Raw genomic sequence first — 25,173 nt, 5'->3', positions numbered from 1 at the left:
AGGTCCGGATGTCGCCCTTGTGCTCTCGCCCGTTGCGTCCCCTGTTGCTGTTGTCGCTGTCCCTGGGCTGGTGCGCCGTCGCCGTCGCCAACCCCTGGCCCGGGGTCGAGCGCCCGAGCGCCGGTCCGGCGCAGGTCATCGGCGCCCCGGCCAATGGCTGTCTCGCCGGTGCCGTGGCACTGCCCGCGAGCGGGGTCGGTTATCTCGACGTACGCCGTTGGCGTGGTCGCTACTACGGCCATCCGCGTCTGCTCGCGCTGATCGAGGCGCTCGGCCGGGCGCAGCAGGCGCGCGACGAGCGGCTGGTGATGGTCGGCGATCTCTCGCAGCCGCGCGGCGGGCGGATGTCCGGCGGTCATCGCAGCCACCAGCACGGGCTCGACGTCGACCTGTGGCTGACCCTGGCGGCGTCGCCGACCGATGCGCGAGCGCTGCTCGACGAGGGCGACCCGCCGAGCCTGGTCGGCGGCGATCGGGTCAACGGGCGCTGGGGCGAGGATGCGCGCTTTCTCATCGAGTGGGCGGCGCGCCGCCCCGAGGTCGACCGTCTGTTCGTCAACCCGGCGATCAAGCGCGCGCTCTGTGACGCCACCGGTGGCGCCGGCGACTGGCTGCGCAAGGTACGCCCGTGGTGGGGACACGACGCCCACACGCACGTGCGTCTGGCCTGCCCGGAGGACAGCCCGGCCTGCGAGCCGCAGTCCCCGATCCCGGCGGGGCCGGGCTGTGGCGCCGAACTCGACTGGTGGTTCAGCGCCGAGGCGCGTAGCCCGGGCGGCGGAGGGCGCGCCGTCGAGCCGACCCCGCCGGCGGCCTGCGCGCTGCTGTTGCGCGCCCCCTGAGCCGGTCCGCCCGATGACGCGCCAGCCCGCTGGCCATGCGGGCTCGGCGCGTTTCGCTGTACCCGTTGCATGGCTTCCGGTATGTTTCTCGCATGCGTCTCGAAAAGATCAAACTCGCCGGCTTCAAGTCCTTCGTCGACCCCACCAGCGTCGCCTTCCCCAGCAACCTCGTCGGGGTGGTCGGCCCCAACGGCTGTGGCAAGTCCAACGTGATCGACGCGGTGCGCTGGGTGATGGGCGAGAGCTCGGCGAAGATGCTGCGCGGCGAGTCGATGGCCGACGTCATCTTCAACGGCAGCACCGGGCGCAAGCCGGTGGGCACGGCGAGCATCGAGCTGGTGTTCGACAACAGCGATGGTCGCGCCGGCGGCGAGTACGCGCGCTTCGCGCAGATCTCGGTCAAGCGTCAGGTCACCCGCGACGGCCAGTCGACCTACTTCCTCAACGGTGCGCGCTGTCGTCGGCGCGACATCCAGGACCTCTTCCTCGGCACCGGCCTGGGGCCGCGCTCCTACGCCATCATCGAGCAGGGGATGATCTCGCGGATCATCGAGGCTCGCCCCGAGGACCTGCGTCTGTTCCTCGAGGAGGCCGCCGGCATCTCCAAGTACAAGGAGCGCCGCCGCGAGACCGAGAACCGGATGCGCCACACCCGCGAGAACCTGGAGCGGCTCGACGACCTGCGCGAGGAGGTCGGCAAGCAGCTCGAACACCTCGAGCGCCAGGCCGCCACCGCCGAGAAGTACACCCGGCTCAAGGCCGAGGAACGCCAGCTCGGGCTCGAACTCAAGGCGTTGCGCTGGCGCGCGCTGGCCACCGAGATCGCCACCGACGATCGGCGCATCGCCGAGGCCGAGACCGGCGCCGAGGGCCATCTCGCCGAGCAGCGCCGGGTCGAGTCCGACCTCGAACAGCGTCGCGCTGCGCGCGCCGAGGCCGGCGAGGTCTTCAACAGGGTCCAGGAGCAGTTCTACGCGGTGGGCGCCGAGATCGCCCGCACCGAGCAGGCGATCGAGTTCGCCAGCCAGGCGCGCGCGCGCACCGAGTCCGAGCTGGCGCGGCTCGACCAGGAGCAGGGCGACGCGGTGCGTCATCTCGAACGCGATCGCGCCCGTCTGGTCGAGCTGGAGCAGGCGCTCGCCGCCGACGAGCCCGAGCTGGCCCGCGCCGAGCAAGCGCTCGCCGAGGTTGCCGGCTCGGTGATGACCGCCGAGGAGCAACTGCGGGTGTGGGAGGCGGAATGGGACCGCTTCAACCGCGAGGCGGCGCAGCCGGCCGAGCAGGCGCAGGTCGAGCGCGCGCAGATCAATGCCATCGAGCAGCGAATCGAACGCGATCGCGAGCGGCTGCGCCGGATCGAGGAGGAGGTCTCGCGGCTGCGCTCGGCCGACGTCCACGAGCGCATCGAGGTGCTGGAGGAACAGGAAGAGGTCTCTCTGGCGCGGATCGACGACTTCGAGCAGCGCCAGCACACCCACGCCGAGACGCTCGCCGAGCACGATCGGGCGCTGCGCGCGCTCGCCGCCGAACTCGATCAGGTCCGCACCGAGCTGCAGCAGACCAAGGGGCGTCACGCCTCCCTGCAGGCGCTGCAGGAGGCGGCGCTGGCCGAGGCCGACGGCGCGCGCGCGCAGTGGCTCGCCGAGGCCGGGCTGGAGGACGCGCCCCGTCTGCTCGACGGGCTGACGGTCGAGCCGGGCTGGGAGCGGGCGATCGAGTGCGTGCTCGGCGAGCGTCTCGGCGCGCTCGGTTGCGCCCAGCCGCAGCGCCTGCTCGCGCGGCCCGAGTCGATCCCGCCGGGGATGATGTTGTTCGACACCGCAGCAGTCGCCGAGCCCGCGCCGGCCCATGCCCTGGCGGCGCGGGTGCGCGGCGGCGGCCCGCTGACCGCGCTGCTCGCCGGGGCATGGGCCGCCGAGGACCTGGAGCAGGCGCTCGCCGATCGCGCCGGACTTGCCGCCGGCGCGTACTGGGTGACCCGCGAGGGGCTGCGCGTCGGTCGCGACTGGTGGTGCGCGCCGCCGAGCGACGACGACGGCGTGCTGGCGCGCGCCGAGGCGATCCGCGGTCTCGAGCAGCGGCTCGATGATCTGGCGGCGCGCGAGCAGGCGCTGCTCGAGGACGACGAGCAGCGTCGCGCCGCGCGCGCCGAGGCCGAGCAGGCGCGTGCTGCGAGCGCCGCCACCCTCGCCGAGTACCAGCGCGAGCTCTCCACGCTGCGCTCCGAGCTGGCCGGGCTGCGCACCCGTGACGAGCACCAGCGTGCCCGTCTGCAGGCGCTCGCCGAGGAGCGGACCGAGCTCGAGGAGCAGCGCGCCGAGGCGCTGCTGGAGATGGAGGACCGGCGCGAGCGCTTGCACGACCTGCTCGCCGAGGTCGACGCCCTGGCCGAGCGGCGCGAGTCGCTCGACGGCGAACGCGAGCGGCTGCGCGCGGTGGTCGCCGAGGGGCGCGAGCGCGAGCGAGGCTGTCGCGAACAGGCGCAGACGTTGCGGGTGCGGGTTGAGTCCAACCGCACCGCGCAGACCGCCACCCGTCACAGCCTGGACCGCGCCGAGGAGCGCGGCGCCCAGCTCGCCGAGCGGCGCGAGACCCTGCTCGACAGCCTGGAGGCGGGGGTCGAGCCGCTGGCCGAGCAGCGCGAGCGGCTGGAGGAGCAGCTTGAACTGCGCCTCGAGGTCGAGGCCCGGCTGGGCGAGGCGCGTGCCCGGGTCGAGACCCTCGAGGCCGAGCAGCGCGCGCTCGAACAGGAACGCCAGCGTCTCGAACAGCTGCTCGCCGGCGCCCATCAGGGCTTGGATGCGCTGCGCCTGGCGCGACAGGAGCGGTTGGTACGCCAGCGCACCCTGGAGGAACAGCTCGCCGAGTCCGCCGCCAACGCCCCGGCGCTGCTCGAGGGTCTCGACCCCGAGGCCACCGAGGAGGTCTGGCAGCAACGCCTGACCCAGACCGGCAATCGCATCCAGCGACTCGGCGCGATCAACCTCGCCGCCATCGACGAGTTCAAGGAACAGTCGCAGCGCAAGACCTACCTCGACGCCCAGCACGCCGACATCTCCGACTCGCTCGAGACCCTGGAGCAGGCGATCCGCAAGATCGACCGCGAGACCCGCACCCGTTTCAAGGCGACCTACGAGCAGGTCAACAGCGGCTTCCAGGCCATCTTCCCGCGGCTGTTCGGCGGCGGTCACGCCTATCTGGAGCTGACCGACGACGACCTGCTGGAGACCGGGGTGAGCGTGATGGCGCGCCCGCCGGGCAAGCGCAACTCCAGCATCCATCTGCTCTCCGGCGGCGAGAAGGCGCTCACCGCGGTGGCCCTGGTGTTCGCCATCTTCGAGTTGAACCCGGCGCCCTTCTGCATGCTCGACGAGGTCGACGCCCCGCTCGACGACGCCAACGTCGGGCGCTTCTGCGAGCTGGTGCGCTCGATGTCCGACCGGGTGCAGTTCATCTTCATCAGCCACAACAAGGTGACCATGGAGATCGCCGACCACCTGCTCGGCGTCACCATGCACGAGCCCGGCGTCTCGCGCCTGGTCGCCGTCGACGTCGACGAGGCGGTGCGCCTGGCGGCGGTGTGAGAGCGAGCGACCAGCGACCAAGGGATTGAACCGCCAAGGCGCGAAGGACGCAAAGAAAAGTCCATGCTTACCGCTTCAGCACTGGCGCCAATCCCCGCTGGTGGCTGCTTGCTGGTAGCTGATCACTTTGTTCATCCTTTGCGCCCTTTGTGTCTTTGCGGTTCACCGTTACTGATCGCGCTCGCGCGGCGCTGCCCCTCTACAGCGCCGGGCCTCGGCATTGTTATACTCATGCGCACGAAAACGCGGGCCTGGGGCCGAGTCGCGCCATGGCCGTCCGCTGGAATCCCGCGCCTCTGCGCGGGGCGAGATCCCGTCACCCGTGCAGCAACCGAGAGCCGAATGGACGCCGATACGCTTCGCCTGATTCTGTTGGTCGTGGGGGCCATCCTGATCCTTGCCCTCTATCTCTGGGAGCGTGGTCACGAGCTCGAGGACCCCGCCGGTCCCGATGACGATGACGACGCCGGGCCCGCGCGCGCCTCGACCCGCGCCAAGCGCGAGCCGGCGCTCGGCGACTTCGATGCCGGTGACGAGCCGCGCGATCCCCGTCATCGTGAGGCGCGAGAGGACGCCCCCGAGGACTTCGATGACGCGCTCGAGGCCGCGCACCAGCAGGCGCTCGAGCCGCCTGCGCCCTTGTTGCTGCAGGTGAGCGTGGTCGCCCCGGACGAACGGCCCTTCACCGGCGAGGCGCTGATGGACGTGGCCGAGACCTGTGGCCTGCACCCCGGCGAGATGGAGATCTTCCACTACACCGATACCCTCGACGGCGAGCCGCGTTACGCCTTCAGCATGGCCAACATGGTCAAACCCGGTATCTTCCCTTTCGATGAGATGGAGACCTTCTCCACCCCCGGGCTGTTGCTGTTCGCCCAGCTCGAGGGTGAGCCGGAGGATATGGCGGTGTTCGACGAGATGATCGCCACCGCCCGCAAGCTCGCCACCATGCTCGACGGCGAGGTCCACGACGATCACCGCAAACCGCTGTCGATCAAGAAAGAAGAAGAGATGCGCCGCGCAGTGCGTGAGAACGAGCGCCTGTGGGCCGGAGTGACCCTGAATTGAACCCGCCCGATTCGGCGCGCGCCCGCGCCGAGGCGCTGCGCGCCGAACTGCTCCACCACAACTATCGCTATTACGTGCTCGACGATCCGGAGATCCCGGACGACGCGTACGATCGTCTGTTGCGCGAGCTGCAGGCGCTCGAGGCCGAATACCCCGAGCTGGTCAGCCCCGACTCACCGACCCAGCGTGTCGGCGCCGAGCCGCTGGCGGCCTTCGCCGAGGTCGAGCACCGGTTGCCGATGCTCTCGCTCGACAACGCCAAGAGCACCGAGGAGCTGGCCGCCTTCGCTACCCGGGTAGGCAGGGCGCTGGGGCGCGAGGCAGTCGACTTCGTCGCCGAGCCCAAGCTCGACGGGCTGGCGATCAATCTCACCTATGAGGACGGGGTGCTGAGCCGTGCCGCCACCCGCGGCGACGGTCGCCGCGGCGAGGACGTCACCGCCCAGGTGCGGACCGTGCGCAGCGTGCCGCTGCGGCTGCGCGGCGCCGACTGGCCGCACCTACTCGAGGTGCGCGGCGAGATCGTGCTGCCGACCGCAGGCTTCGTCCGGCTCAACGCGCGGATGCGCGAGAGCGATCAGCGCACCTTCGCCAATCCGCGCAACGCCGCCGCCGGCAGCCTCCGCCAGCTCGACCCCGCGGTCACCGCGACCCGACCGTTGGCCTTCGTCTGCTACGGCTTCGGCGCGGTCGAGGGCGGGCCGGCGTGCGCGACCCAATATGAGATGCTGCAGGCACTGCGCGATTGGGGACTGCCGCTCTCGCCGCAGCTCGAACGGGTGCGCGGGCTGGACGGCTGCGATGCCTACCAGCGCCGCATCGGCGCGCTGCGCGAACAGCTGCCCTATGACATCGACGGGGTGGTGTTCAAGGTCGACGCGCTGGCCGATCAGGCCTCCCTCGGCTTCGTCGCCCGCGCGCCGCGCTGGGCGATCGCCTTCAAATACCCGGCCCAGGAGGCGCTCACCCGGGTCGAGGCGGTCGAGTTCCAGGTCGGGCGCACCGGCGCCGTCACCCCGGTGGCACGGCTCGCCCCGGTCCAGGTCGGCGGGGTCACGGTCGCCAACGCGACCCTGCACAACATGGACGAGGTGGTGCGCAAGGACGTGCGCATCGGTGACACCGTCTATGTGCGGCGCGCCGGGGATGTCATCCCCGAGGTGGTGCGGGTGCTGGTCGAGCGTCGTCCCGCGGACGCCGAGGCGGTGGCGCTGCCCGCACACTGCCCGGTGTGCGGGGCCGATGTCGTCCGTCCCGAGGGCGAGGCGGTGGCGCGCTGCTCCGGCGGGCTCTATTGCCCGGCGCAGCGCAAGGAGGCGCTCAAGCACTTCGCCTCGCGTCGCGCGCTCGACATCGAGGGGCTGGGCGACAAGCTGATCGATCAGCTCGTCGAGCGCGAGCTGGTGCACGGACCGGCCGATCTGTTCCGGCTCGATCAGGCACGGCTCGCCGGGCTCGAACGCATGGGCGAGAAATCGGCGGCGAACCTGATCGCCGCGCTCGATCGCGCCCGCTCGACCGATCTCGCCCGCTTCGTCTATGCGCTCGGCATCCGCGAGGTCGGCGAGAGCACGGCGCGCGCGCTGGCGCGTGGCTTCGGTTCGCTGGACGCGCTGATGGCGGCGCGCGAGGGCGACTTCGTGCAGCGGCGCGGGGTGCGCGGGATCGGTCCGGTGACCGCCGCGGCCCTGGCCGCGGCCCTGGCCGATGCTGCCGATCCAACCTCGGGGGTGACGCCGGTCGATTGGCTGCTCGGGCTCGGCGTACGCGGTCTGACCCGGCCCCGCGCCGAGACGCTGGTCGAGCACTTCGGCACCCTCGAGGCGCTGCGCGCAGCCGGCGCCGAGGACCTGCGCGCCGAGACCCGGAGCCTGATCGAGGGCATCGGTCCGGTGGTCGCGGCGCACATCGTCGCCTTCTTCGCCCAGCCGCACAATCGCGAGGCGATCGCGGCCTTGCGCGAGGTCGGCGTGCACTGGCCGGAGCAGGGCGCGGCGGAGGCCGATGACGCCCCGGTCGAGCCCGAAGCCCGACCGCTCGCCGGTCTGACCCTGGTCATCACCGGCACCCTGAGCCGCCCCCGGCCCGAGATCAAGGCGTGGGTCGAGTCGCTGGGCGCGCGGGTGAGCGGCAGCCTCTCGGGCAAGACCGACTATCTGCTCGCCGGCGAGGCCGCCGGCTCCAAGCTCGCCCGCGCCCGCGATCTCGGCGTCGAGGTCCTCGACGAGGCCGGCCTCGAGGCGCTGATCGGCGGCGCTGGGTAGGGGCGCCAGCCGCCAGTCGCCAGCCGTCAGCCGCCAGCAAATTGAACCGCTAAGACTCAAAGGGCGCAAAGAAAGCGTTTTAAAAGCGCTTTAGCGGCCGCTTTTCATGTGGAAGCTGGTACTCGACGACAGCGGTAAAGACGATCGAGACGAGCAGGGGAGGCTCTGCCCGCCAGTCACCAGTTGGTGGGCGGGCTCGTCTGTCGCCGCTGACGCCGGTGTGCACGCCCACTGGCGGCTGGGGGCTGATCGCTGGTAGCTGGCGACTGTCGCCCCTTCCCCCATTGCCCGGCGGCGGCGGCTGATGCAAGATTGGGGCGCGGGCTGGCGGTCTCGCCCGCGGGGTTTCACGGCGGCATGCCGCCCTCACCGCAGGGATCGATCATGAGCGAACTGTCCCCCGAGCAGCAGATCCTGATCACCATGCGCAAGACGCTGACCGCGATCGTGCGTGATCTCACTCCGCCGCAGGGGATGCGCCATCCTCTCTCGGCCTCCACCATCGACGACGTGCGTCGCTGTCTCGGCATGATCGCCGAGCGCGAGCGTCTGCTCGCCGAGCGCGACGGGCGCGGCGGCGAGCGTCCGGTCTATGCCGATCAGCCCGGCGCGGCGCAGGTGGTGCCGATCGACAGCCTCAGGTCGCGCAAGGACTGAGCCGGTGAGGAGCCAAAACCGGTGCGCGGTCGGGCTGGCCGTGCTGGCGGCGCTGTGGGGCGGCGGCGCGGTGGGCGATGACGGCCTGAGTTTCCCGGTCGATCCGCCCTGGGACTATGTCGGCGACGCCGGCCCGGAGCACTGGGGGGAGTTGGATCCGTCCTTCGCCACCTGCGCCGAGGGGCGTTCGCAGTCGCCGATCGATATCCGTGGTGCGCGCCGCATCGTCTACACGCCGCTGCTGTTTCGCTATCGCTCGCACCTGCTCGAGCTGGTCAACACCGGGCGGGGGATCCGACTGCTCACGCCGCCGGGGAGCGCGCTGGTCATCCGGGGCAGCGCCTACGATCTCTCCTACGTCGACTTCCATGTCCCTGGCGAGCACCGCATCGAGGGCGAGCGTTACGATGCCGAGCTGCAGCTGGTGCATCATGATCGTCAGGGTGGTCATGCGGTGGTGGCGGTGGGCCTGCGCGCCGCCGAGCGCGACAATCGCATCTTCGAGCGTATCCTCGATCATCTGCCGGCGCGCCCGGGCGAACGCACACGTCATCGTCAGATCGGGGTCAATCCGCTCTTCCTGCTGCCGCTCGATCGCGGCTATTTCCGCTATCACGGTTCGCTCACCCAGCCGCCGTGCCGCGAGTCGGCGCTGTGGCTGGTGTTCGGTGAGCCGCTCGAGGTGGGGGTGCGGCAGCTGCAACGGCTGCGTGCCGTGATCGGCGAGAATGCCCGCCCGGTTCAGCCGCGCAACGGGCGCGAGGTGCTGGCGCTGCCGCGCTACTGAACCGGGCGGGGGTGTCCCGCGTCCCGCCGGGACGCGGGGACTCGGGTCAATCCTCCTTGGGCGTGACCGTGACGATCTCCTCGTTGAGCTCGACCATGGCGCCGTCACGCATCTCGGTGAGCTGCTCGCCGAGCGCGCGACGCTTGAGCATGGCGCTGAGCTGCGGCTTGGCATCCTCGAAGCTCGGCGGCTCGGCCTTGCGGGTTTCCTGCAGTTCGATGACGTGCCAGCCGAACTGGGTCTGCACCGGCTTCTCGGAGTGGCTGCCGGGCTTCATCTCGGCAACCGCCTCGGCGAAGGGGGCGACCATCTGCCCGGCGTCGAACCAGTCGAGTTCGCCGCCGTTCTTGCCGGTCGGGCCGAGCGAGTGCTCCTTGGCCAGCTCGGCGAAGTCGGCGCCCTTGTCGAGTTGCTTGATCAGCTTCTTGGCCGTTGCCTCGTCCTTGACCAGGATGTGACGGGCCTTGTATTCGGTGCGGGCGGCACGCTCGACGACCTGGTCGTAGGCCTCCTTGAGCGCCTTGTCGGTCGGCTCGATGTCCTCGGCCATGGCGCCGAGCGCGGCGCTGGAGAGCACCTTCATGCGCTGCAGTTCAAGTGCCATGGCGACCTCGCGACTGTCGTCGAGGTCACGCCGCTCGGCCTCCTGGGAGGCCACCACCAGGTTCATGAACTCGTCGAAGGCGCGCTGCTGCACCGCCTGGGTGTCGGCCTCGGGGTTCTGCTGCAGCCGTTCCACATAGAACAGCCGGAAGAGGTCGAGCGGGTACTCGACACCGTTGACGGTGGCGATGACGGTGTCGGCGTCGGGCTCGGCCAGCGCGCTACCCGGTCCGGCGGCGAGCAGTGCGCAGACCAGGAGCGAGAGGGTGGATCTCTTCATGGTGAAACTTCCGTGGGTTGGGGTGAATGGGCAGGTGCCGGATCGCTCACGGGGCGACCTGTCGACGAATCCGCGTTCGGCGCTTTCTGCGACCCCGGACGGCGACGTCGGTTCCTTGGCGTTCAACCCGCCGTGGGCGGAAAGACCTGCTTGAAGGGGCGTACCTCGACCTCGGCGTAGACACCGGCGGCGCGATAGGGGTCGGCCTCGGCCCAGGCACGGGCGGCGTCGAGATCGGGGAATTCGGCGACCACCAGCGAGCCGGTGAAGCCGGCGCTGCCGGGGTCGGCGGCGTCGATCGCCGGGTGCGGACCGGCGAGCACCAGGCGCCCGGCGTCGTGCAGTTCGCGCAGTCGCTCGAGGTGCGCGGGGCGGGCCTTGAGGCGGCGTTCGAGGCTGTCCGGGGTATCGACGGCGATGATGGCATAGAGCACGTCAGTCGGCCTCCTGCGGGCGGGGTTCGTCTTCGATGTGACGGGCGAGATAGAACGCCTGGAGCAGCACGAAGACCAGGGTCATCCCCATCATACCGAACAGCTTGAAGTTGACCCAGATCTCCTCGCTGGCCTGGGCGCTGGTGCAGAGCGCGAGCAGCTCGCCCTGGAACTGGGCGGCGCAGCTGCTGAGGTCGACACTGGCAAGCCCGCTGCCGGCGAGCAGCGTTTGATGGGCGGCGAAGAAGCCGCTGGCGACATAGACCACGAACAGGTTGGTCAGTCCGAGCACCAGGAAGAAGACGACCCACATCAGGTTGAGCCGGCGCCACACCATCGGTTCGACGCTGACCGCGTGCCCCATGGTGCGCTCGACCAGGGTGCGTTGGCCGACCAGTTGGCTGGCGAGGAAGGCCGCGGCGAACAGCCAGTTGACGATGGTCGGCTTCCACATCACGAAGATCGGGTCGCGCAGGGCGAGGGTCATGCCGCCGAACACCACCAGCAGCCCCAGGGTGACCAGGTGCATGGTCTCGACCCGGCGCTGGCGCCACCAGGTCCAGCCGAGCTGCAGCGCCGCGGCGAGGATCGCCACCGTGGTGGCGACATAGATGCCGGCGAGCTTGTAGGCGACGAAGAACAGCAGGATGGGGAAAAAGTCGATCAGCAGTTTCATGGTGTGTGGTGGTGTCCTTCGTTGGCCTCTGGTCCGTGCCCGGCGCCGGATGGTCGCGCGACCGCTCCGGCGGCACCCGACTCCTCTTCAAGAGCATACGGGCAAGGGCCGGTCGCGGTAAATGGGGCCGCGCCGGCGTTGTAATCAACAGGGGCGGGCGCTGTATAGTGCCCGCTCGTCCTGAAGGCTTTGATTCGAGAGGAGGTGTGGATGGAATCCATGACGACATGGATCGGGGTGCTCAACGGCTGGGTCTGGGGGCCGCCGATGCTGGTGTTGATCCTCGGCACCGGGCTGTTCCTGCTGCTCGGCCTGCGGCTGATGCCCTGGCTCCGGCTCGGCTACGGCTTTCGCATGCTGTGGTCGGGACGGCGTGGGCGTGGCGAGGGGGACATCACCCCGTTCAACGCGCTGATGACCTCGCTGTCGGCAACCGTCGGGACCGGCAATATCGCCGGTGTCGGCACGGCGATCGCGATCGGCGGTCCCGGGGCGCTGTTCTGGATGTGGTGCACCGCACTGGTGGGCATGGCGACCAAGTATGCCGAGGGCGTGCTGGCGGTGAAGTACCGCGAGGTCGACGCCAAGGGCAACCATGTCGGCGGTCCGATGTACTACATCAAGAACGGTCTCGGGCGGCGCTGGTTGTGGCTGGGCGCGGCCTTTGCCGTGTTTGGTGCCATGGCCGGGTTCGGTATCGGCAACATGGTGCAGGCCAACTCGGTGGCCGACGCGCTCAACTCCAAGTTCGCGCTGCCCAAGGCCTGGGTCGGCGGGGTGATGGCGCTGTTGGTCGGGCTGGTGCTGATCGGCGGTATCCGCTGGATCGCCCAGGTCGCCGGCAAGCTGGTGCCCTTCATGGCGATCGCCTATGTGCTCGGCGGGCTGGTGGTGCTCGGGCTCAATGCCGAGGCGCTGCCCGGTGCGGTGGTGCAGATCGTCGAGTATGCCTTCTCGCCCACCGCCGCGGTCGGCGGGTTCGCCGGCGCGACCGTGATGATGGGCATCCAGATGGGGGTGGCACGCGGCGTCTTTTCCAACGAGGCCGGGCTCGGCAGCGCGCCGATCGCGCACGCCGCGGCGAAGAACGACAACCCCGTGCAGCAGGGCACCATCGCCATGCTCGGCACCTTCATCGACACCCTGATCATCTGCACCATCACCGGGCTGGTGATCATGGTCACCGGCGCCTGGACCAGTGGTGAGACCGGCGCCAGCCTCTCGACCGCGGCCTTCGGCGCCGGTCTGCCCGGGGTCGGCGGTTATGTGGTGGCGCTGGGTCTGGCGCTGTTCGCCTTTACCACCATCCTCGGCTGGAGCGTCTACGGCGAGCGTTGTGTCGAGTATCTGTTCGGGGTGCGCGCGATCCTGCCGTTCCGGTTGGTGTGGGTGGCGGCGATCCCGGTCGGCGCGATGGTCAAGCTGGAGTTCGTGTGGCTGGTGGCCGACACCCTCAACGCGATGATGGCGCTGCCCAACCTGCTGGCGCTGGTGCTGCTCAGCCCGGTGGTGTTCCGGCTGACGCGCGAGCACTTCGCCCGCGCCTGAGGTCGGGCTCCCGGGGTCAGGCGGCGCCGGAGCCGCCCTGGCAGGGCGGCGACTGCGGTGCGGCGCCGCCCTTCTCGTGCCATTCCTCCGGGGTCCAGGTGTGCTGACTGAGTGCGTGCAGGCCCTGCTCGAACTCGTCGGCGAGCAGGCTGTTGATGGCTCGGTGACGCTCGATCAGCGGCTGTCCGGAGAAGCCCTCGCTGACCACCAGCAGCTTGAAGTGCGACTCGGCGTCGGGGGCCACGGCGTGCATGTAGCTCTCGTCGACCACGTCGAGGTGCATGGGGTCGAATGCCTCGCGGATGCGGCGCTCGATGCGGGTCCGTCGGTTCATTGCTCATCTCTCCCTTGGTTCGATTGGATCGGCGGCGCTGCGCCGCCGGTGATCTCGATGTGCTCGGTCCAGCGCAGTGACTGTTGCATGGTCGCCAGGACCTGATCGAGCGCGGGGTCGTGACGCGGATCGGCGAGCGCGGCGTGGTCGATGCCCTCGACCCGGCCATAGAGCGCGCGGCGCAGGTGCTCGCGGGTGTGGATCTGGTGGCGCAGGTCCTCGATGAGGTGTTCGAGTTCGCTGCGGGTGGGCGCCTGACCGAGGGTATGGAACAGCTCGGCGAGCGCGGTGAACAGCCCCCGGGCACGAGTATCGAGCCCGAACTCGCGCGGATCCCAGTCGCGCAGCGTGGTGTCGCGTCCGACCCAGACCCGGTAGCTCTCCTTGTGCAGGGCGTGATAGAGCGCCTGCTCCGAGATCAGGAACACCAGCAGATGATGCCGGTTGGCGTCGTAGGGGGCGTCGCGTACCTGCCAACGGCACTCGCGCACCAGGCGATGGATGCGGATGTGTTCGCGGAAGTCGGCGGCCTGGAGCTGGTCGAGGATGAGCACCGTCGGTTCACCCTCGCTCTGCGCGCAGGCCTCGCTGACGGCAAGGTCCAGGGGCGCGATCGGCGGTTCCTCGCGACCGAGTTCGTCGCGGCTCGGTGGCAGGATCACCTCGGGCTGGGGAGGATGGGCGTCGGTGAAGTCGTGATAGACGATCTGGTCCATCCCCAGTGCCCGGGCCAGGGCGTTGGCGAAGGCGCTCTTGCGTCGGCCACCGTCGCCGGCGACATTGAGCGCGCGCAGCCCGCGCGGCCTGCTCTCGAGCAGACAGCGGATCTCGAATTCGTAGTCGTCGTTCGACTCGAACCCGTGCTCGGCCATGCGTTCGCGCAGACTGGACATGTACGGATGATAGCCGCTTGGTCGCGGCGGGAGCCAGCCTTCCAGCCGTCGGGCATTTGAGCCGCCGAGATATCAGCGACCAGCTATCAGCCTCCAGCGACCAGCGATCAGCCTCCAGCCTCCAGCCTCCAGTCGGGGAGACTGCGACTTGCCCGGTCTGCGGATCTGCAGACTGTCCGCTTGCTTTGCGTCCTTCGTGCCTTCGCGGTTCGAACCAGCTTCCAGCGATCGGCTTCCAGCCTCCAGTCGGGGAGACTGCGCCTGGCCCGGTCTGCGGATCTGCAGACTGTCCGCTTGCTTTGCGTCCTTCGTGCCTTGGCGGTTCGAACAGCTTCCAGCGATCAGCCTCCAGCCTCCAGTCGGGGAGACTGCGACTTGCCCGGTCTGCGGATCTGCAGACTGTTCGCTTGCTTTGCGTCCTTCGTGCCTTCGCGGTTCAATCCATGCTGGCGGCTGGCGGCTGGCGGCTGGCGGCTGGCGGCTGGCGGCTGGCGGCTGGCGGCGCCCAACCTAGCCGCCGGCGTCCGCCTTGGCAAGCAGGGCGTTGAGGCGCGCGACCTCGGCCTCGGCCTCGACCTGGTTGGTGACGTCGTGCTGGATGCCGAGGTAGTAGATCAGCCGCCCCTCGCGGTCGAACAGCGGGCGGATGGTGAAGCGGTTGTAGAAGCGGCTGCCGTCCTTGCGGTAGTTGCGCAGGGTGACGGTCACCGGGTGGTTGCCGACCATCGCCTCGCGGATCTGCGCCACCCCTTCCTGATCGTGGTCTTCGCCCTGAAGGAAGCGACAGTTACGTCCGAGGATCTCCTCGCGGCTGTAGCCGGTGATCAACTCGAAGGCGGCGTTGGCATAGACGATGGGGTTGTCGTCCTGGTCGGGGTCGGAGAGGGTGATACCGTTGACGCAGGTGTCGAGGATCTGCGAGAGCACGAAGGGGATCACCCCCGCATCTTTGTCGACGACGAATTCCATGTGGTGACCTCGCTACAAGATTGATGGATCGTGCCTCGCCGGGTGTTTGCCTCAGTGCTGCGATACGGCTGTCGGGGCCTGTTCGAGCAGCCCCCTGATGTTGCCGACGACGCGCTCGCCGCCTTCCTGGATGGCGGCGCGGATCAGCTTCTCGAAGGGACGCATGAACAGCTCGAGCCGCGACAGTTCGAAGACGAAGGTCAGGCGTGTGCCGTCGGCGCTCGGCTCGAAGCGGTAGCTGATGTAGATCGGGGCGCTGAGTCCCTGGAAGTCGATGCGACGGTCCTGCTCGAAGACGCAGACCTCGAAGGTCGCCTCGGTGCGGCGACCGTGATCGACCCGTACCTGTCGGCCGCGGCTGCCCAGCCGGATCGGACCGGGCGAGAGCGCCTCGAGCGAGACCACCTCGGGCGACCAGCGCTGGTAATTGCTGAAGAAGTCGAGGGCGACGAAGGCGAAGACCTGATCCGGCGGGCGGGCGATGTGCGTGCTCGCTTGTGTTCTGACCATGGGTATCGGCTGCCGTGTGGCTGGAGTCGGCGCGTCCGTGCGCGGGCGGACGCTGGACGGGCATGCGCGATCGGGCCCGAAACGGCCCGCTGGTCTATCTGGCGGCGGGGTGGGGGGAATTCCAGGGGGGCTGTCGGGGGGGACGAACCACAAAGACGCGAAGGACGCCAAGGAAATGTCCAGTCAGCGGTCTTCGTTGATCGCTCGGATTGAGCGACGCTTATGGCCGAGGACTGAGGGTTGACGCCGGTCCACGATCGTCTTGCTGATGCGTCCACCCTGCCTCCCTGCTGACAAGGGGGAGAGCAAGGTGGCGCTCGGAGGTCGAACGCTCGAAAAACCTTTGCGTTCTTTGCGACTTGGCGGTTCAGTCTCCTGAATACCGTACTCGATCAACCCGCCTGCAGCAGTGCGAGGATCTCGGGTTTGTCGTTGAGGCGTGCCCAGTCGGCGGCGGTGTTGCCTTCGAAGTCCTTGAGGGTGCGATCGGCGCCGTGTTTCAGCAGGGTCTCGACGGCGGCGGTGCGGCCCTGGGTGGTGGCCCAGATCAGCGCGGTCCAGCCCTTGGTCTGCTCCTGGTGGTCGATCATCGCGCCCTGCTGCAACAGCATCTCGACGATCTCGGCGTGGTTGTTGGAGGCGGCGAGCATCATCGCGGTGTAGCCGCCCTTGTCCTCGGCGTCGACGGTGGCGCCGGCGGCGAGCAGGCGCTCGACCACGGCGGTGTGACCGTTGAGCGCGGCCTTCATCAGCGGGGTCCAGTCACAGCTGTCGCGCACGTCGGGGCGTCCGGTGCGCGAGAGCAGTCCATCGAGCGCGCCGAGATCGCCCTGTTCGGCGAACTCGAGCAGGGCGGGGTCGCCCGCCCCCTGGTCGTCCGGACCGCCGCAGCCGGTGAGGGCGGCGAGCAGCAGGGTGACGAGAAGGAGAATGCGTGCGGGAGTCATGGCGTTTTCCGAGTTGAATGATTGGTTATTATTCACCCGGCCTGACGTCCCGCGACAATGCGAATCCGCAATCTGGCGCCGTTACAGCAGTCCGCGACAGAGGCCGTCGTGACACTGCACCAGGATGCTGTCGGTGCCCTCGCAGGGGACCTTGTGGATCTCGCCATCGGAGCGGTTGTCGATCAGCACCGCGCCCTCGTCGGTCAACACGCAACCGCGCAATCTCGCATATTGCTCGGCATAGGCCGCCCAGGTGACGTCACGCTGCTGCGGGGTGAGGCTGAGCATCTGGGTCTGCGCCTGCGGCGGCTCGGGCGCGAGCGGCGGTGCCTCACGGAGCATCGGTGTGGCGTCGATCACCGGGGCCGGTCCCTGCTGAGGGCGGACGTCTCGCGAGGCGTTCGCCGGGTTGTCGGTCTGTGTCGCTGCAGTCAGCGGTTGGCGCTGTGTGGTCTCGCTGCCCTCGATGGGCGCGGCGGGGATGGCCGCCAGCGTCCCTGCCGGAGTCGCCTCGCCGTCGGTGCTCGGGGCGGGTTGCGGCAGCGGCGGGGCGGCCTCGGCGAGTCGCTGGTGATGGGTCTGCCAGGCCCGTTCGAGCGCGGCGAGCGACTGGGTCAGCAGCGGCTGCAAGCGGCTGGTGACGTCGCGTCGTTCCGGCTCGGGCTGATCGGCGCGTGGGCGGATCAGGGCGGCGGCCGAGGCGACCCGCACGGCAGTCCCCTCGTCGATGAAATAGCTGGCGACCTCGAGTCTGGTGTCGGTCGGCAACTGCCCCGGGGGCAGGTCGAGGACACGGGCGAGCGTCGAGTCGGGCGTGACGGGGCGCTCGAGCAGCAGTCGTTCGGGGTCGCTCTGGGTGATCCGCCAGCCCTTGCTGCGGGCCGCGCCCATCGCCAGCGATCGCACCTGGTCGCGCTCGCTCGCCGCGAGCTGGATCTGGGGCAGGCTCGAGAGGTTGGCCGGGATCAGCGACTGGGGTCGGGTGTCGGGGCCGCTCGCGCAGCCGCCGAGCAGCCAGGCGGCGAGCATGAACAGGGGGAGATGGGCAGCCAGACGTCGGTTCACGCCGAGTCCTCTTGTCGGTTCTGGATGACGGGGAAGAGGCGGTCGCCTGATTGGGGGGGGGCGACGGGCAGGTCGGACACAGGACCGGCGGTCGCGTGTCCGACCCAGGGGCGGAAATCTACGCCAAGCGTCTGGCGCTGTCGAGCGGGGGAGGGGTCAGGCGGCGCTGCCGTCCTCGCCGATCAGCAGGGTGGTGTCGTTGAGATAGGTGTGCTTGGGAATGACCAGGTTGGTCGGGGCCGGCACGCCCTTGAAGACGCGCGCGGCGAGATCGAAGCGCGAGCCGTGGCAGGGGCAGAAGAAGCCGCCCTTCCAGTCCGCGCCGAGGTCTTCGGGGGCGAACTCGGGGCGGTAGGTCGGCGAGCAGCCGAGGTGGGTGCAGATGCCGATGGCGACCAGATACTCGGGCTTGATCGAGCGGGTCGGGTTCTGGCAGTACTCGGGCTGCTGCGGCACCTCGGAGGCGGGGTCGACCAGCTTGGGGTCGTTGCTCGCCAGCATCTCGAGCATCTTCGGTGTGCGATGCACCACCCACACCGGTTTGCCGCGCCACTTGACGCGCAGCAGCGCGCCGGGCTCGATCTTGCTGATATCGGCCTCGACCGGCGCGCCTGCGGCACGGGCGCGCGCGCTCGGGTTCATCGAGGCGACGAAGGGTACGAGGGCGAAGCCGGCACCGACGGCGCCGACCGCGCTGGTCGCTGCGACCAGCAGGCGACGCCGTGTCTTGTTGACCGCTGTAGCGCTCATGATTCAAGGCTCCTTGTGTGATGCGTATCCCTGCATGGATGTCGGGTGGCGCTCGGGGCAACCGTGATCGCCCGGCGTCCGCTCGGGATGCGTGTCGTTGCGAAAAAGAATCTCTTAACGATGAATCCCAGTGTCTCGCCTTTCTTGACTAAAACACCCTGATATTTGTCAATGCAAAACGCACATATGTGCGTTTGAATGCATCCTCGAACCTACCCGAGACAGCCAAGCGGAGGCACTGTGCCCGGTCGAAGACGACGCGTCCGCCGGATCGGACTCGATCCCGGGCGGATCTGTTTCAAGCCCTGTGGCCGCCACGGTCACACCCTGGAGACGGTGATGTTGCGCGCCGACGAGATGGAGGCGCTGCGGTTGTGCGATCTCGAGGGGCTCTACCAGGAGGAGAGCGCCCGGCGCATGGGGATCTCGCGCACCACCCTGTCGCGCACCATCGCCCGGGCCCGCGCCAAGGTCGCTGGCGCACTGCTCACCGGACAGCGGCTGGTGATCCAGATCCCGGAGCACGGGGAAGAGCCGCCGCAAGGTATCCAACACTCTGACAACGACCACCCCCGTTCGGTGCCCGGTTGTGCCGGACAGAGAGATGAGACCTGATGAAAAAGATCGTGATGACCGCCAACGACGCGCTCGGACTGGCCGGCGAGATGTCGATGCACTTCGGCCATTGCAGCCATTTCGTGGTTGCCCAGCTCGATGACACCGACCGGCTCGTCGGCGCCGAGGTGGTGGCCAACCCCTTCGCCGACGCCCATCAGCCGGGGCAGCTGCCGACCTACATCCAGTCGCTCGGCGCCGATGTGGTGCTCGCCGGCGGTATGGGCGCCAAGGCCATCGAGCTGTTCGCGCGCAATGGCATCGAGGTGGTCACCGGCGCCCGTCCCGGCGTCGGCGAGACCCTCAACGCCTATCTCGCCGGTGAACTGAACGGCGTCTCCCAATGCGCCCACGACCACGCCCACTGAATCGAACAACGAGGAATTGCCCCATGAAGATCGTGATCTCCGCAGCCGGCCAGGGTCAGGACGCCCCGGTCGACGCCCGACTCGGACGCTGCGCCTATTTCGCCGTGGTCGATACCGAGAGCGGTGACTTCCAGAGCATGCCCAACCCCTTCCTCGAGACCAACGGTGGCGCCGGCACCCGCACCGCGCAGTGGATCGCCGGCCAGCGCGCCGAGCTGCTGATCACTGGCCGCTGTGGCCCCAAGGCGGCGATGGTGCTCGAGCGCGCTGGGGTGCGGGTCGTCGAGGGTGTCTCCGGCACCGTGGCCGAGGCCGTCGAGCGCCATGCCGGGCAGGGCATGGCGCTCGCCGCCGCCGTGGCAGGCCGCGAACCCTGCGACGGCATTGCGCGCTGCGGTGGTGGTCGTGGCATGGCACATGGTCGTGGTGCCGGTGCCGGTGCCGGTGCCGGGCGCGGCATGGGCGTTGGTCGCGGGCTGGGCAACGGTCGCGGTCGGGGCTGAGCGATGCGGGCGCTGACCATCGCCGTGGCCAGTGGCAAGGGCGGCACCGGCAAGACCACGGTGGCGACCAATCTGGCGCTGGCGCTCGAGCGCGTGCAATACGCCGACTGCGACGTCGAGGCGCCCAACGGGCACCTGTTCCTGCGCCCGCACTTCGACCGGCGTGAGCCGGTCGGGGTGCGCGTTCCGCGCATCGACCCCAGGCGCTGTACCCTGTGCGGCGACTGTGTCGAGGCCTGTGCCTTCAACGCCCTGGCGCTCACGCCCGACGAGCTGATGGTGTTCGACGAGCTCTGCCACGGTTGCGGTGCCTGCGACTACGTCTGCCGTGTCGAGGGCGCGCTCGGCGAGGTCGAGCGCCCGATCGGCGAGATCGCCGCCGGTCAGGCCGACACCCTGCCGGTGCTCCAGGGCGAACTCGCCATCGGCGAGCGCTCGGCGGTGCCGGTGATCAAGGCGCTCAAGCGGCGTCTGGAGCCGGGCCTCGCGACCATCCTCGATGCCCCGCCGGGCACCGCCTGCCCGATGGTCGAGACCCTCGATGGGGTCGACTTCTGTCTGCTGGTCACCGAGCCCACCCCCTCGGGGCTGCACGACCTGGGCCTCGCCGTCGCGGTGGCGAGGGCGCTCGGGGTGCCCTGTGGAGTGGTGATCAACCGCTGCGACATCGGCGATCAGGGCGTGGCGGAGTACTGTCGCGCCGAGTCGCTCCCGGTGCTGCTCGAGATCCCCTTCACCCGCGCGCTCGCCGAGGCCTACGCGCGTGGCGAGCCCTGGGTGCGTACCGCGCCCGAGTGGCGCGCGCGCTTCCAACAGCTCTATGCACAGATCGAGGGGATGCTCCCGTCATGATGAAGGAACTCACCATCATCAGCGGCAAGGGCGGCACCGGCAAGACCACGGTGAGCGCCGCCTTCGCCACCCTGGCTCAGCACAAGGTGGTGGCCGACTGTGACGTCGACGCCGCCGATATGCACCTGCTGCTCGACCCGCGTGAACGGACCGGCGGCGACTTCGTCGGCGGCGCGACACCACGGATCGACCCCGAGCTGTGCGCCGAGTGCGGGGACTGCGCCGCCTGGTGCCGGTTCGAGGCGATCGAGCTCGACTTCGACGCGGGCTATCGCATCAACCCCTTCGCCTGCGAGCACTGCGGGCTGTGCGCACGGGTCTGTCCCGAGGAGGCGATCGTCCTGGAGACCCGTCCGAACGGTCGCTGGATGGTCTCCGACAGCCGTCACGGCACCCTGGTCCACGCCCAGCTCGGCGTCGGTGAGGACAACTCCGGCAAGCTCGTCACCCTGGTGCGGCGCGAGGCGCGACGTCAGGCCGAGGCCGAGGGCGCGACGCTGATCCTCAACGACGGCCCGCCCGGGATCGGCTGTCCGGTGAGTGCCGCCATCACCGGTGTCGATCTGGTGCTCGCCGTCACCGAGCCGACCCTCTCCGGGCTGCACGACCTGCAGCGCGTCGCCGAACTCTGCGTCCACTTCGCCATCCCCTTGGTCGTCTGCATCAACAAGGCCGATCTCAACCTGGAGAACGGTGTGACGATCCGGGAGTGGTGTGGTGCGCGCGACATCGATGTGATCGGTGAACTGCCCTTCGACCCCGTGGTCGCCCGCGCCTTGGTCGCGCGCAAGAGCCTCGCCGAGTACGACGGCGGTGCCGCATCACGGGCGGTGATCGAACTGTGGGAACGGGTGAGATCGCGCCTGGGGGTGGAGTGAGACGGGCGCTTGGGGAGATGGAGCCGATGAGCGGATTCGAACCGCTGACCCACGCATTACGAATGCGTTGCTCTACCAACTGAGCTACATCGGCTACTCAAGCTCGAGAATTCTAGCCAGCTTTCCGCCGGACATCAATCCCTGTCTGGGGAAAGCCTCCAGCCGCCGGAAGATTGAACCGCGAAGCCGCCAAGGACGTGAAGAAAGCGACCAGCCTTCAGCAAGCAGCCTCCAGTGTCGGTTTGCAGTCAACCTTGGCGGTACGAGATAAGCCTGTTCTTCTTGCCGGAGGCTGACCGTAGGAAGTCTTTCTTCTCTCCGTGTTCTTTGCGGCCTTGCGGTTCGATCCGCTGGCTGTCGCCTGATGGCGATGTTGGGTTGCCCGTCCTGGCATCCCGGCGATTCGTCGATCAGGTAGTGCATGAGCAACCCAACCGACGGGCTGGAGGCTGGTCGCTGAAGGCTTTTCTCCCCTTTGCGTGCTTTGTGTCTTTGCGGTTCGAACCAGCTTCCAGCGATCAGCTTCCAGCCTCCAGTCGGGGAGGCAGGTGTTGCATGATCGTCGATTGACAGGCAAGACGTTATCTTCACGGTTCATCATCCCGGCGGCTGGCGGCTGGCGGCTGGCGGCTGGCGGCTGGCGGCTGGCGGCTGGCGGCTGATCGCCCTCGATCAGTCCCGCGCGGCGTCGAGCGCATAGGGCGCGGCGTCGAGGATGGGGTCGCGCTCGAGCACCAGGTCGGTGAGCAGGCGGGCCGAGGCCGGGCCGGTGACCAGGCCGTTGCGGTAGTGGCCGGCGTTGAAATAGAGCCCGTCGATGCCGGGGTAGGCGCCGATATAGGGGATGCCGCTGGGCGAGCCGGGTCGCAGTCCGGACCAGTGGTCCTCGATCGGGGTGCGCTTGAGCAGCGGGTAGAGTTCGACGGCGGCGCGATAGAGCTCCTCCTTGGCCTCGGCGGTGGTGCGCTTGACGAAGCCGGCCTGCTCCAGGGTCGAGCCGAAGAGGATGCGACCGTCGCGCCGGGGGATGATGTAGCGCTCGCGGTGCAGGGTGATGTGATGGACCTGGCCGGGGTGGGCGTAGAAGAGGATCATCTGGCCGCGCACCGGCTGGATCTCGGGGCTGTTGCCGAGCTGTTCGAGCAGCTTGGCGGTCCAGGCGCCGGCGCAGATGATGACGCGCTCGGCGCGGATCTCGCCCTTGGGGGTGCGCACCCCGACCGCGCGCCCGCCCTCGATCAGCAGCTCCAGCACCTCCTCCTGCTCGCGCAGCGTCACCTTGCGCTCGATGGCGCGGCGCAGCGCGCGGGTCAGGCGCGGGTTGCGCACCTGGCCGATGCCCGGGAGCAGCAGCGCCTGCTCGGGACGGGGGCCGAGCTCGGGCTCGCTGGCGTGGAGCTGGCGGGCGTCGAGCACCTCGATGGCGGTGTCGTGGCGCGCGGCCCAGTCGAGTGCGCGCTGGCGCTCCTCGGTGTCGAGCACCAGCATGCCGTTGACGGTGAGCTCGGGGTCGATCCCGGTCTCGTCGAGCAGTTCGGTGGCCAGCGCCGGATAGACCCGCTGGCTCCAGGCGGCCAGCCGCCCGACCGCGTCGGGATAGCGCCAGGGGTAGAGTGGGGAGAGGATGCCGCCGCCAGCCCAGGACGACTGCTGGCCGGTCTTGCCCATCTCGACCAGGGTGGTGTCGACACCGGCGCGCGCCAACTCGCGCGCGGTCAGCAACCCGATGACGCCGCCACCGATGACCAGGATCTCGCTCATGCAACTCCTCTCCTCGCGGCCTGGCGGGCGCCGGGCCGTCTCGCTCAGGGACCGGGGCGGCCTGTCTGGCCGCCTCCAGCCTCATTAGGTGCGGTTCGGTCGGTCGAGGTGCAAGCGCGAGGGGCGGGGTTCAGTCCTCGGCCGGCTCCCTGGTCAGCTCGCGCGGCAGCGCGAACACCACCTGCTCGCGGATGCCGGGCTGTTCCTCGACCTGCTCCACGCCCCAGTCGCGCAGCTGGGCGATGACCCGCTCGACGAGGACCTCGGGGGCCGATGCGCCGGCGGTGAGGCCGATGCGCGAGATGCCCTCGAGCCAGCCGCGCTCGATGTCCTCGGGGCCGTCGATCAGATAGGCGCTGCAGCCGCGCTTTTCGGCCAGTTCGCGCAGCCGGTTGGAGTTGGAGCTGTTGGGCGAGCCGACCACCAGCAGCAGCTCGCAGCTCTCGGCCAGGGTCTTGACCGCGTCCTGGCGGTTCTGGGTGGCGTAGCAGATATCGCTCTTCTTCGGTCCCTGGATGGCCGGGAAGCGCTCGCGCAGTGCCGCGACGATGGTGGTGGTGTCGTCCATCGACAGCGTGGTCTGGGTGACGTAGGCGATGCGCTCGGGATCGGCGATCTCGAGTCCGGCGACGTCCTCGGGACGTTCGACCAGGTGCACCGGGGCGCCCTCGGGGTCGCACTGGCCGAGGGTGCCGTCGACCTCGGGATGACCGCGATGGCCGATGAGCACGGTCTCGATGCCGTTGCGACAGTGCCGGGTGACCTCGAGGTGGACCTTGGTGACCAGCGGGCAGGTGGCATCGAACACCCGCAGCCCGCGCGCCTCGGCCTCGCGCCGTACCGCTTGGGGCACGCCGTGGGCGCTGAACACCAGGGTGGCGTCGTCCGGCACCTCGTCGAGGTCCTCGACGAAGATGGCGCCGCGCGCGCGCAGTCCCTCGACGACGAAGCGGTTGTGCACCACCTCGTGACGGACATAAATGGGCGCACCGTAGCGTTCGAGGACGCGCTCGACGATGGCGATGGCGCGATCGACGCCGGCACAGAAACCGCGGGGATTGGCTAGCAGGATAGTCATGGCTCGGAACAGGATAGGCGGTCGGCGGGGATTGAAAACAGCGGGTGGTGTTCGGGGTTATTGCGCGCGGCCGGTGGCGCCGGCCGCGCCCGGGTTCAGGTCTCGACGGAGAGAATGGCGATGCGTAGCTGTAACGCGCGTCCGGCGAAGGGGTGGTTGAAGTCGACCCGCACCCGCTCGCCCTCGGTCTCCAGCACCATGCCGCTGGTCTCCTGGCCGGCCGGGGTCTCGAAGGCGATGACCTTGCCCGGCTCGGGCTGGAGTTCGGGCGGGAATTCGCTGCGTTCGAGCCAGAAGACATTGTTCTCGTCGTAGGTGGCGAACAGCTCGGAGCCGTCGCCGGCGAACTCGGTCTCGCTGCCGGCGAGCAGTCCGTCGATGGCCGTCTCCAGTGCCGGGGTCAGGGTGCCGTCGCCGACGGTGCAACGAATCGGTTCTTCCTTGAAGGTGGAAAAGGCGACGAAACCGTCCGGGAAGCGGACCTGGAGGTGAAAGGCGATGCGTCGTCCCGCGGCGACCGCGAGCGGTGGCTCGCTGACGGTCTCGGCGGGCGTGGACAGGGTGTCGTTGATGACCATGGTGCAGTGGGTCCATTGCAACGGCGAGGGCGGGACCGGATGGCCCGCAAGGGCTCGACGTCTCCCGCCCCCGCTACGGATAGGGTGGGCGCCGCTACAACAGCTCCTGGGTCACGAAGAGGTAACCGAGCGAGGTCGCGACGACCGCGATCGCGACGTACGGGATCAGGACGCAGACGCCGGGCAGGTCGTTGCAGAGTGCGCTGAACTTGCAGAGTTTGCAGTGCTTCATCTGTCTCGACCCTCCTGTTGCCATGCGCCCGGGCGCCGGCCTGTCCGTGTTCGCGCCGCGCCATTGGCGCGCGCGGGGGCGATCGCTGCCAGTATCG

26 protein-coding genes and 1 tRNA gene are annotated in these 25,173 nt (G+C 69.2%); 12 read left to right on the top strand and 15 right to left on the bottom strand.

Features of this window, described 5'->3' with window-relative positions; genetic code table 11:
* The first annotated feature begins 8 nt into the window (after nt 1-8).
* The 6 genes from mepA (at nt 9) to EBL84_RS02460 (ending at nt 9,202) form a co-directional block, all read left to right on the top strand.
* Nucleotides 9-842 (top strand): penicillin-insensitive murein endopeptidase, encoded by an 834-nt coding sequence (gene mepA / locus EBL84_RS02485; protein ID WP_123139378.1) that lies wholly within the window; start codon nt 9-11, stop codon nt 840-842.
* A gap of 92 nt (nt 843-934) precedes the next feature.
* On the top strand, nt 935-4,426 hold the full coding sequence (smc, locus tag EBL84_RS02480; protein ID WP_123139377.1) for a chromosome segregation protein SMC: 3,492 nt from the start codon (nt 935-937) through the stop codon (nt 4,424-4,426).
* Nucleotides 4,427-4,768: 342 nt separating this feature from the next.
* Complete coding sequence (locus tag EBL84_RS02475) at nt 4,769-5,494, top strand: cell division protein ZipA C-terminal FtsZ-binding domain-containing protein (RefSeq protein ID WP_123139376.1); 726 nt, start codon at nt 4,769-4,771, stop codon at nt 5,492-5,494.
* The gene (ligA, locus tag EBL84_RS02470; RefSeq protein ID WP_123139375.1) at nt 5,491-7,758 is read left to right on the top strand and encodes an NAD-dependent DNA ligase LigA; all 2,268 of its coding nucleotides are present in this window, start codon (nt 5,491-5,493) and stop codon (nt 7,756-7,758) included. The genes EBL84_RS02475 and ligA overlap by 4 nt, the downstream gene beginning before the upstream one ends.
* A 384-nt stretch (nt 7,759-8,142) precedes the next feature.
* The gene (locus EBL84_RS02465; protein WP_123139374.1) at nt 8,143-8,415 is read left to right on the top strand and encodes a segregation and condensation protein A; all 273 of its coding nucleotides are present in this window, start codon (nt 8,143-8,145) and stop codon (nt 8,413-8,415) included.
* A gap of 4 nt (nt 8,416-8,419) precedes the next feature.
* Nucleotides 8,420-9,202 (top strand): carbonic anhydrase, encoded by a 783-nt coding sequence (locus EBL84_RS02460; RefSeq protein WP_123139373.1) that lies wholly within the window; start codon nt 8,420-8,422, stop codon nt 9,200-9,202.
* A gap of 46 nt (nt 9,203-9,248) precedes the next feature.
* On the opposite strand, the gene EBL84_RS02455 is transcribed toward EBL84_RS02460, so the two are convergent.
* From EBL84_RS02455 to EBL84_RS02445, 3 genes are all read right to left on the bottom strand, one after another.
* Nucleotides 9,249-10,085 carry a peptidylprolyl isomerase gene (locus tag EBL84_RS02455; RefSeq protein ID WP_123139372.1) on the bottom strand — a complete coding sequence of 279 codons (837 nt, stop codon included), beginning with the start codon at nt 10,083-10,085 and terminating at the stop codon, nt 9,249-9,251.
* 122 nt (nt 10,086-10,207) lie between these two features.
* Entirely contained in the window at nt 10,208-10,519 is a 312-nt protein-coding gene (locus tag EBL84_RS02450) for a YciI family protein (RefSeq protein WP_123139371.1), read from the bottom strand.
* 1 nt (nt 10,520) lies between these two features.
* The gene (locus EBL84_RS02445; protein ID WP_123139370.1) at nt 10,521-11,195 is read right to left on the bottom strand and encodes an inner membrane-spanning protein YciB; all 675 of its coding nucleotides are present in this window, start codon (nt 11,193-11,195) and stop codon (nt 10,521-10,523) included.
* Between the two features lie 210 nt (nt 11,196-11,405).
* On the opposite strand from EBL84_RS02445, the gene EBL84_RS02440 reads away from it, so the two are divergent.
* Nucleotides 11,406-12,743, top strand: a complete 1,338-nt coding sequence (locus EBL84_RS02440) for a sodium:alanine symporter family protein (protein ID WP_123139369.1) — start codon at nt 11,406-11,408, stop codon at nt 12,741-12,743.
* A 16-nt stretch (nt 12,744-12,759) separates the two neighbouring features.
* Here the strand turns inward: EBL84_RS02440 and EBL84_RS02435 are convergent, their stop codons facing one another.
* The 7 genes from EBL84_RS02435 to petA form a co-directional block, all read right to left on the bottom strand.
* The gene (locus EBL84_RS02435) at nt 12,760-13,077 is read right to left on the bottom strand and encodes a BolA family protein (protein WP_123139368.1); all 318 of its coding nucleotides are present in this window, start codon (nt 13,075-13,077) and stop codon (nt 12,760-12,762) included.
* Nucleotides 13,074-13,970 carry a hypothetical protein gene (locus tag EBL84_RS02430; RefSeq protein ID WP_123139367.1) on the bottom strand — a complete coding sequence of 299 codons (897 nt, stop codon included), beginning with the start codon at nt 13,968-13,970 and terminating at the stop codon, nt 13,074-13,076. Before EBL84_RS02430 ends, EBL84_RS02435 begins: the two co-directional genes overlap by 4 nt.
* 510 nt (nt 13,971-14,480) lie before the next feature.
* Nucleotides 14,481-14,939, bottom strand: coding sequence for a PAS domain-containing protein (locus EBL84_RS02425; protein ID WP_123139366.1), 459 nt, complete (start codon nt 14,937-14,939; stop codon nt 14,481-14,483).
* Nucleotides 14,940-14,990: 51 nt separating this feature from the next.
* On the bottom strand, nt 14,991-15,449 hold the full coding sequence (locus EBL84_RS02420) for an SRPBCC family protein (RefSeq protein WP_123139365.1): 459 nt from the start codon (nt 15,447-15,449) through the stop codon (nt 14,991-14,993).
* A 392-nt stretch (nt 15,450-15,841) separates the two neighbouring features.
* Nucleotides 15,842-16,396 carry an ankyrin repeat domain-containing protein gene (locus tag EBL84_RS02415; protein WP_123139364.1) on the bottom strand — a complete coding sequence of 185 codons (555 nt, stop codon included), beginning with the start codon at nt 16,394-16,396 and terminating at the stop codon, nt 15,842-15,844.
* 81 nt (nt 16,397-16,477) lie between these two features.
* Nucleotides 16,478-17,461 carry a hypothetical protein gene (locus EBL84_RS02410; protein WP_123139363.1) on the bottom strand — a complete coding sequence of 328 codons (984 nt, stop codon included), beginning with the start codon at nt 17,459-17,461 and terminating at the stop codon, nt 16,478-16,480.
* 156 nt (nt 17,462-17,617) lie between these two features.
* Nucleotides 17,618-18,211, bottom strand: coding sequence for a ubiquinol-cytochrome c reductase iron-sulfur subunit (gene petA, locus EBL84_RS02405; RefSeq protein WP_123139362.1), 594 nt, complete (start codon nt 18,209-18,211; stop codon nt 17,618-17,620).
* Between the two features lie 240 nt (nt 18,212-18,451).
* Here petA and EBL84_RS02400 point away from each other — a divergent pair, with 240 nt between their 5' ends.
* From EBL84_RS02400 to EBL84_RS02380, 5 genes are read left to right on the top strand one after another with little or no spacing between them, the layout of a single operon-like run.
* A complete protein-coding gene (locus EBL84_RS02400; RefSeq protein WP_123139361.1) occupies nt 18,452-18,826 on the top strand; it encodes a DUF134 domain-containing protein in 375 nt (124 codons plus the stop codon).
* Nucleotides 18,826-19,194, top strand: coding sequence for a NifB/NifX family molybdenum-iron cluster-binding protein (locus tag EBL84_RS02395; RefSeq protein ID WP_123139360.1), 369 nt, complete (start codon nt 18,826-18,828; stop codon nt 19,192-19,194). Before EBL84_RS02400 ends, EBL84_RS02395 begins: the two co-directional genes overlap by 1 nt.
* Nucleotides 19,195-19,217: 23 nt before the next feature.
* Complete coding sequence (locus EBL84_RS02390; RefSeq protein ID WP_123139359.1) at nt 19,218-19,697, top strand: NifB/NifX family molybdenum-iron cluster-binding protein; 480 nt, start codon at nt 19,218-19,220, stop codon at nt 19,695-19,697.
* Nucleotides 19,698-19,700: 3 nt separating this feature from the next.
* Complete coding sequence (locus EBL84_RS02385) at nt 19,701-20,549, top strand: ATP-binding protein (RefSeq protein ID WP_123139358.1); 849 nt, start codon at nt 19,701-19,703, stop codon at nt 20,547-20,549.
* Nucleotides 20,546-21,427, top strand: a complete 882-nt coding sequence (locus EBL84_RS02380) for an ATP-binding protein (RefSeq protein ID WP_223806116.1) — start codon at nt 20,546-20,548, stop codon at nt 21,425-21,427. The genes EBL84_RS02385 and EBL84_RS02380 overlap by 4 nt, the downstream gene beginning before the upstream one ends.
* Before the next feature lie 18 nt (nt 21,428-21,445).
* On the opposite strand, the gene EBL84_RS02375 is transcribed toward EBL84_RS02380, so the two are convergent.
* The 5 genes from EBL84_RS02375 to EBL84_RS17030 all read right to left on the bottom strand — a co-directional run bounded on the left by EBL84_RS02375 (nt 21,446) and on the right by EBL84_RS17030 (nt 25,076).
* Nucleotides 21,446-21,521, bottom strand: a tRNA-Thr gene (locus EBL84_RS02375).
* Between the two features lie 578 nt (nt 21,522-22,099).
* Nucleotides 22,100-23,188: a glycine oxidase ThiO gene (gene thiO / locus EBL84_RS02370; RefSeq protein WP_123139356.1), complete on the bottom strand. Its 1,089-nt coding sequence runs from the start codon at nt 23,186-23,188 to the stop codon at nt 22,100-22,102.
* A 130-nt stretch (nt 23,189-23,318) separates the two neighbouring features.
* Nucleotides 23,319-24,266 carry a 4-hydroxy-3-methylbut-2-enyl diphosphate reductase gene (ispH, locus tag EBL84_RS02365; RefSeq protein ID WP_123139355.1) on the bottom strand — a complete coding sequence of 316 codons (948 nt, stop codon included), beginning with the start codon at nt 24,264-24,266 and terminating at the stop codon, nt 23,319-23,321.
* Nucleotides 24,267-24,361: 95 nt separating this feature from the next.
* Nucleotides 24,362-24,844, bottom strand: a complete 483-nt coding sequence (locus EBL84_RS02360) for a peptidylprolyl isomerase (RefSeq protein ID WP_123139354.1) — start codon at nt 24,842-24,844, stop codon at nt 24,362-24,364.
* Between the two features lie 94 nt (nt 24,845-24,938).
* The gene (locus EBL84_RS17030) at nt 24,939-25,076 is read right to left on the bottom strand and encodes a hypothetical protein (RefSeq protein WP_165913451.1); all 138 of its coding nucleotides are present in this window, start codon (nt 25,074-25,076) and stop codon (nt 24,939-24,941) included.
* Nucleotides 25,077-25,173 lie beyond the last annotated feature (97 nt).

Source organism: Marichromatium sp. AB31, assembly GCF_003718685.1.
GTDB classification, from domain to species: Bacteria; Pseudomonadota; Gammaproteobacteria; order Chromatiales; family Chromatiaceae; genus Marichromatium; species Marichromatium gracile.
This window is presented reverse-complemented; position numbering and strand designations above follow the sequence as displayed.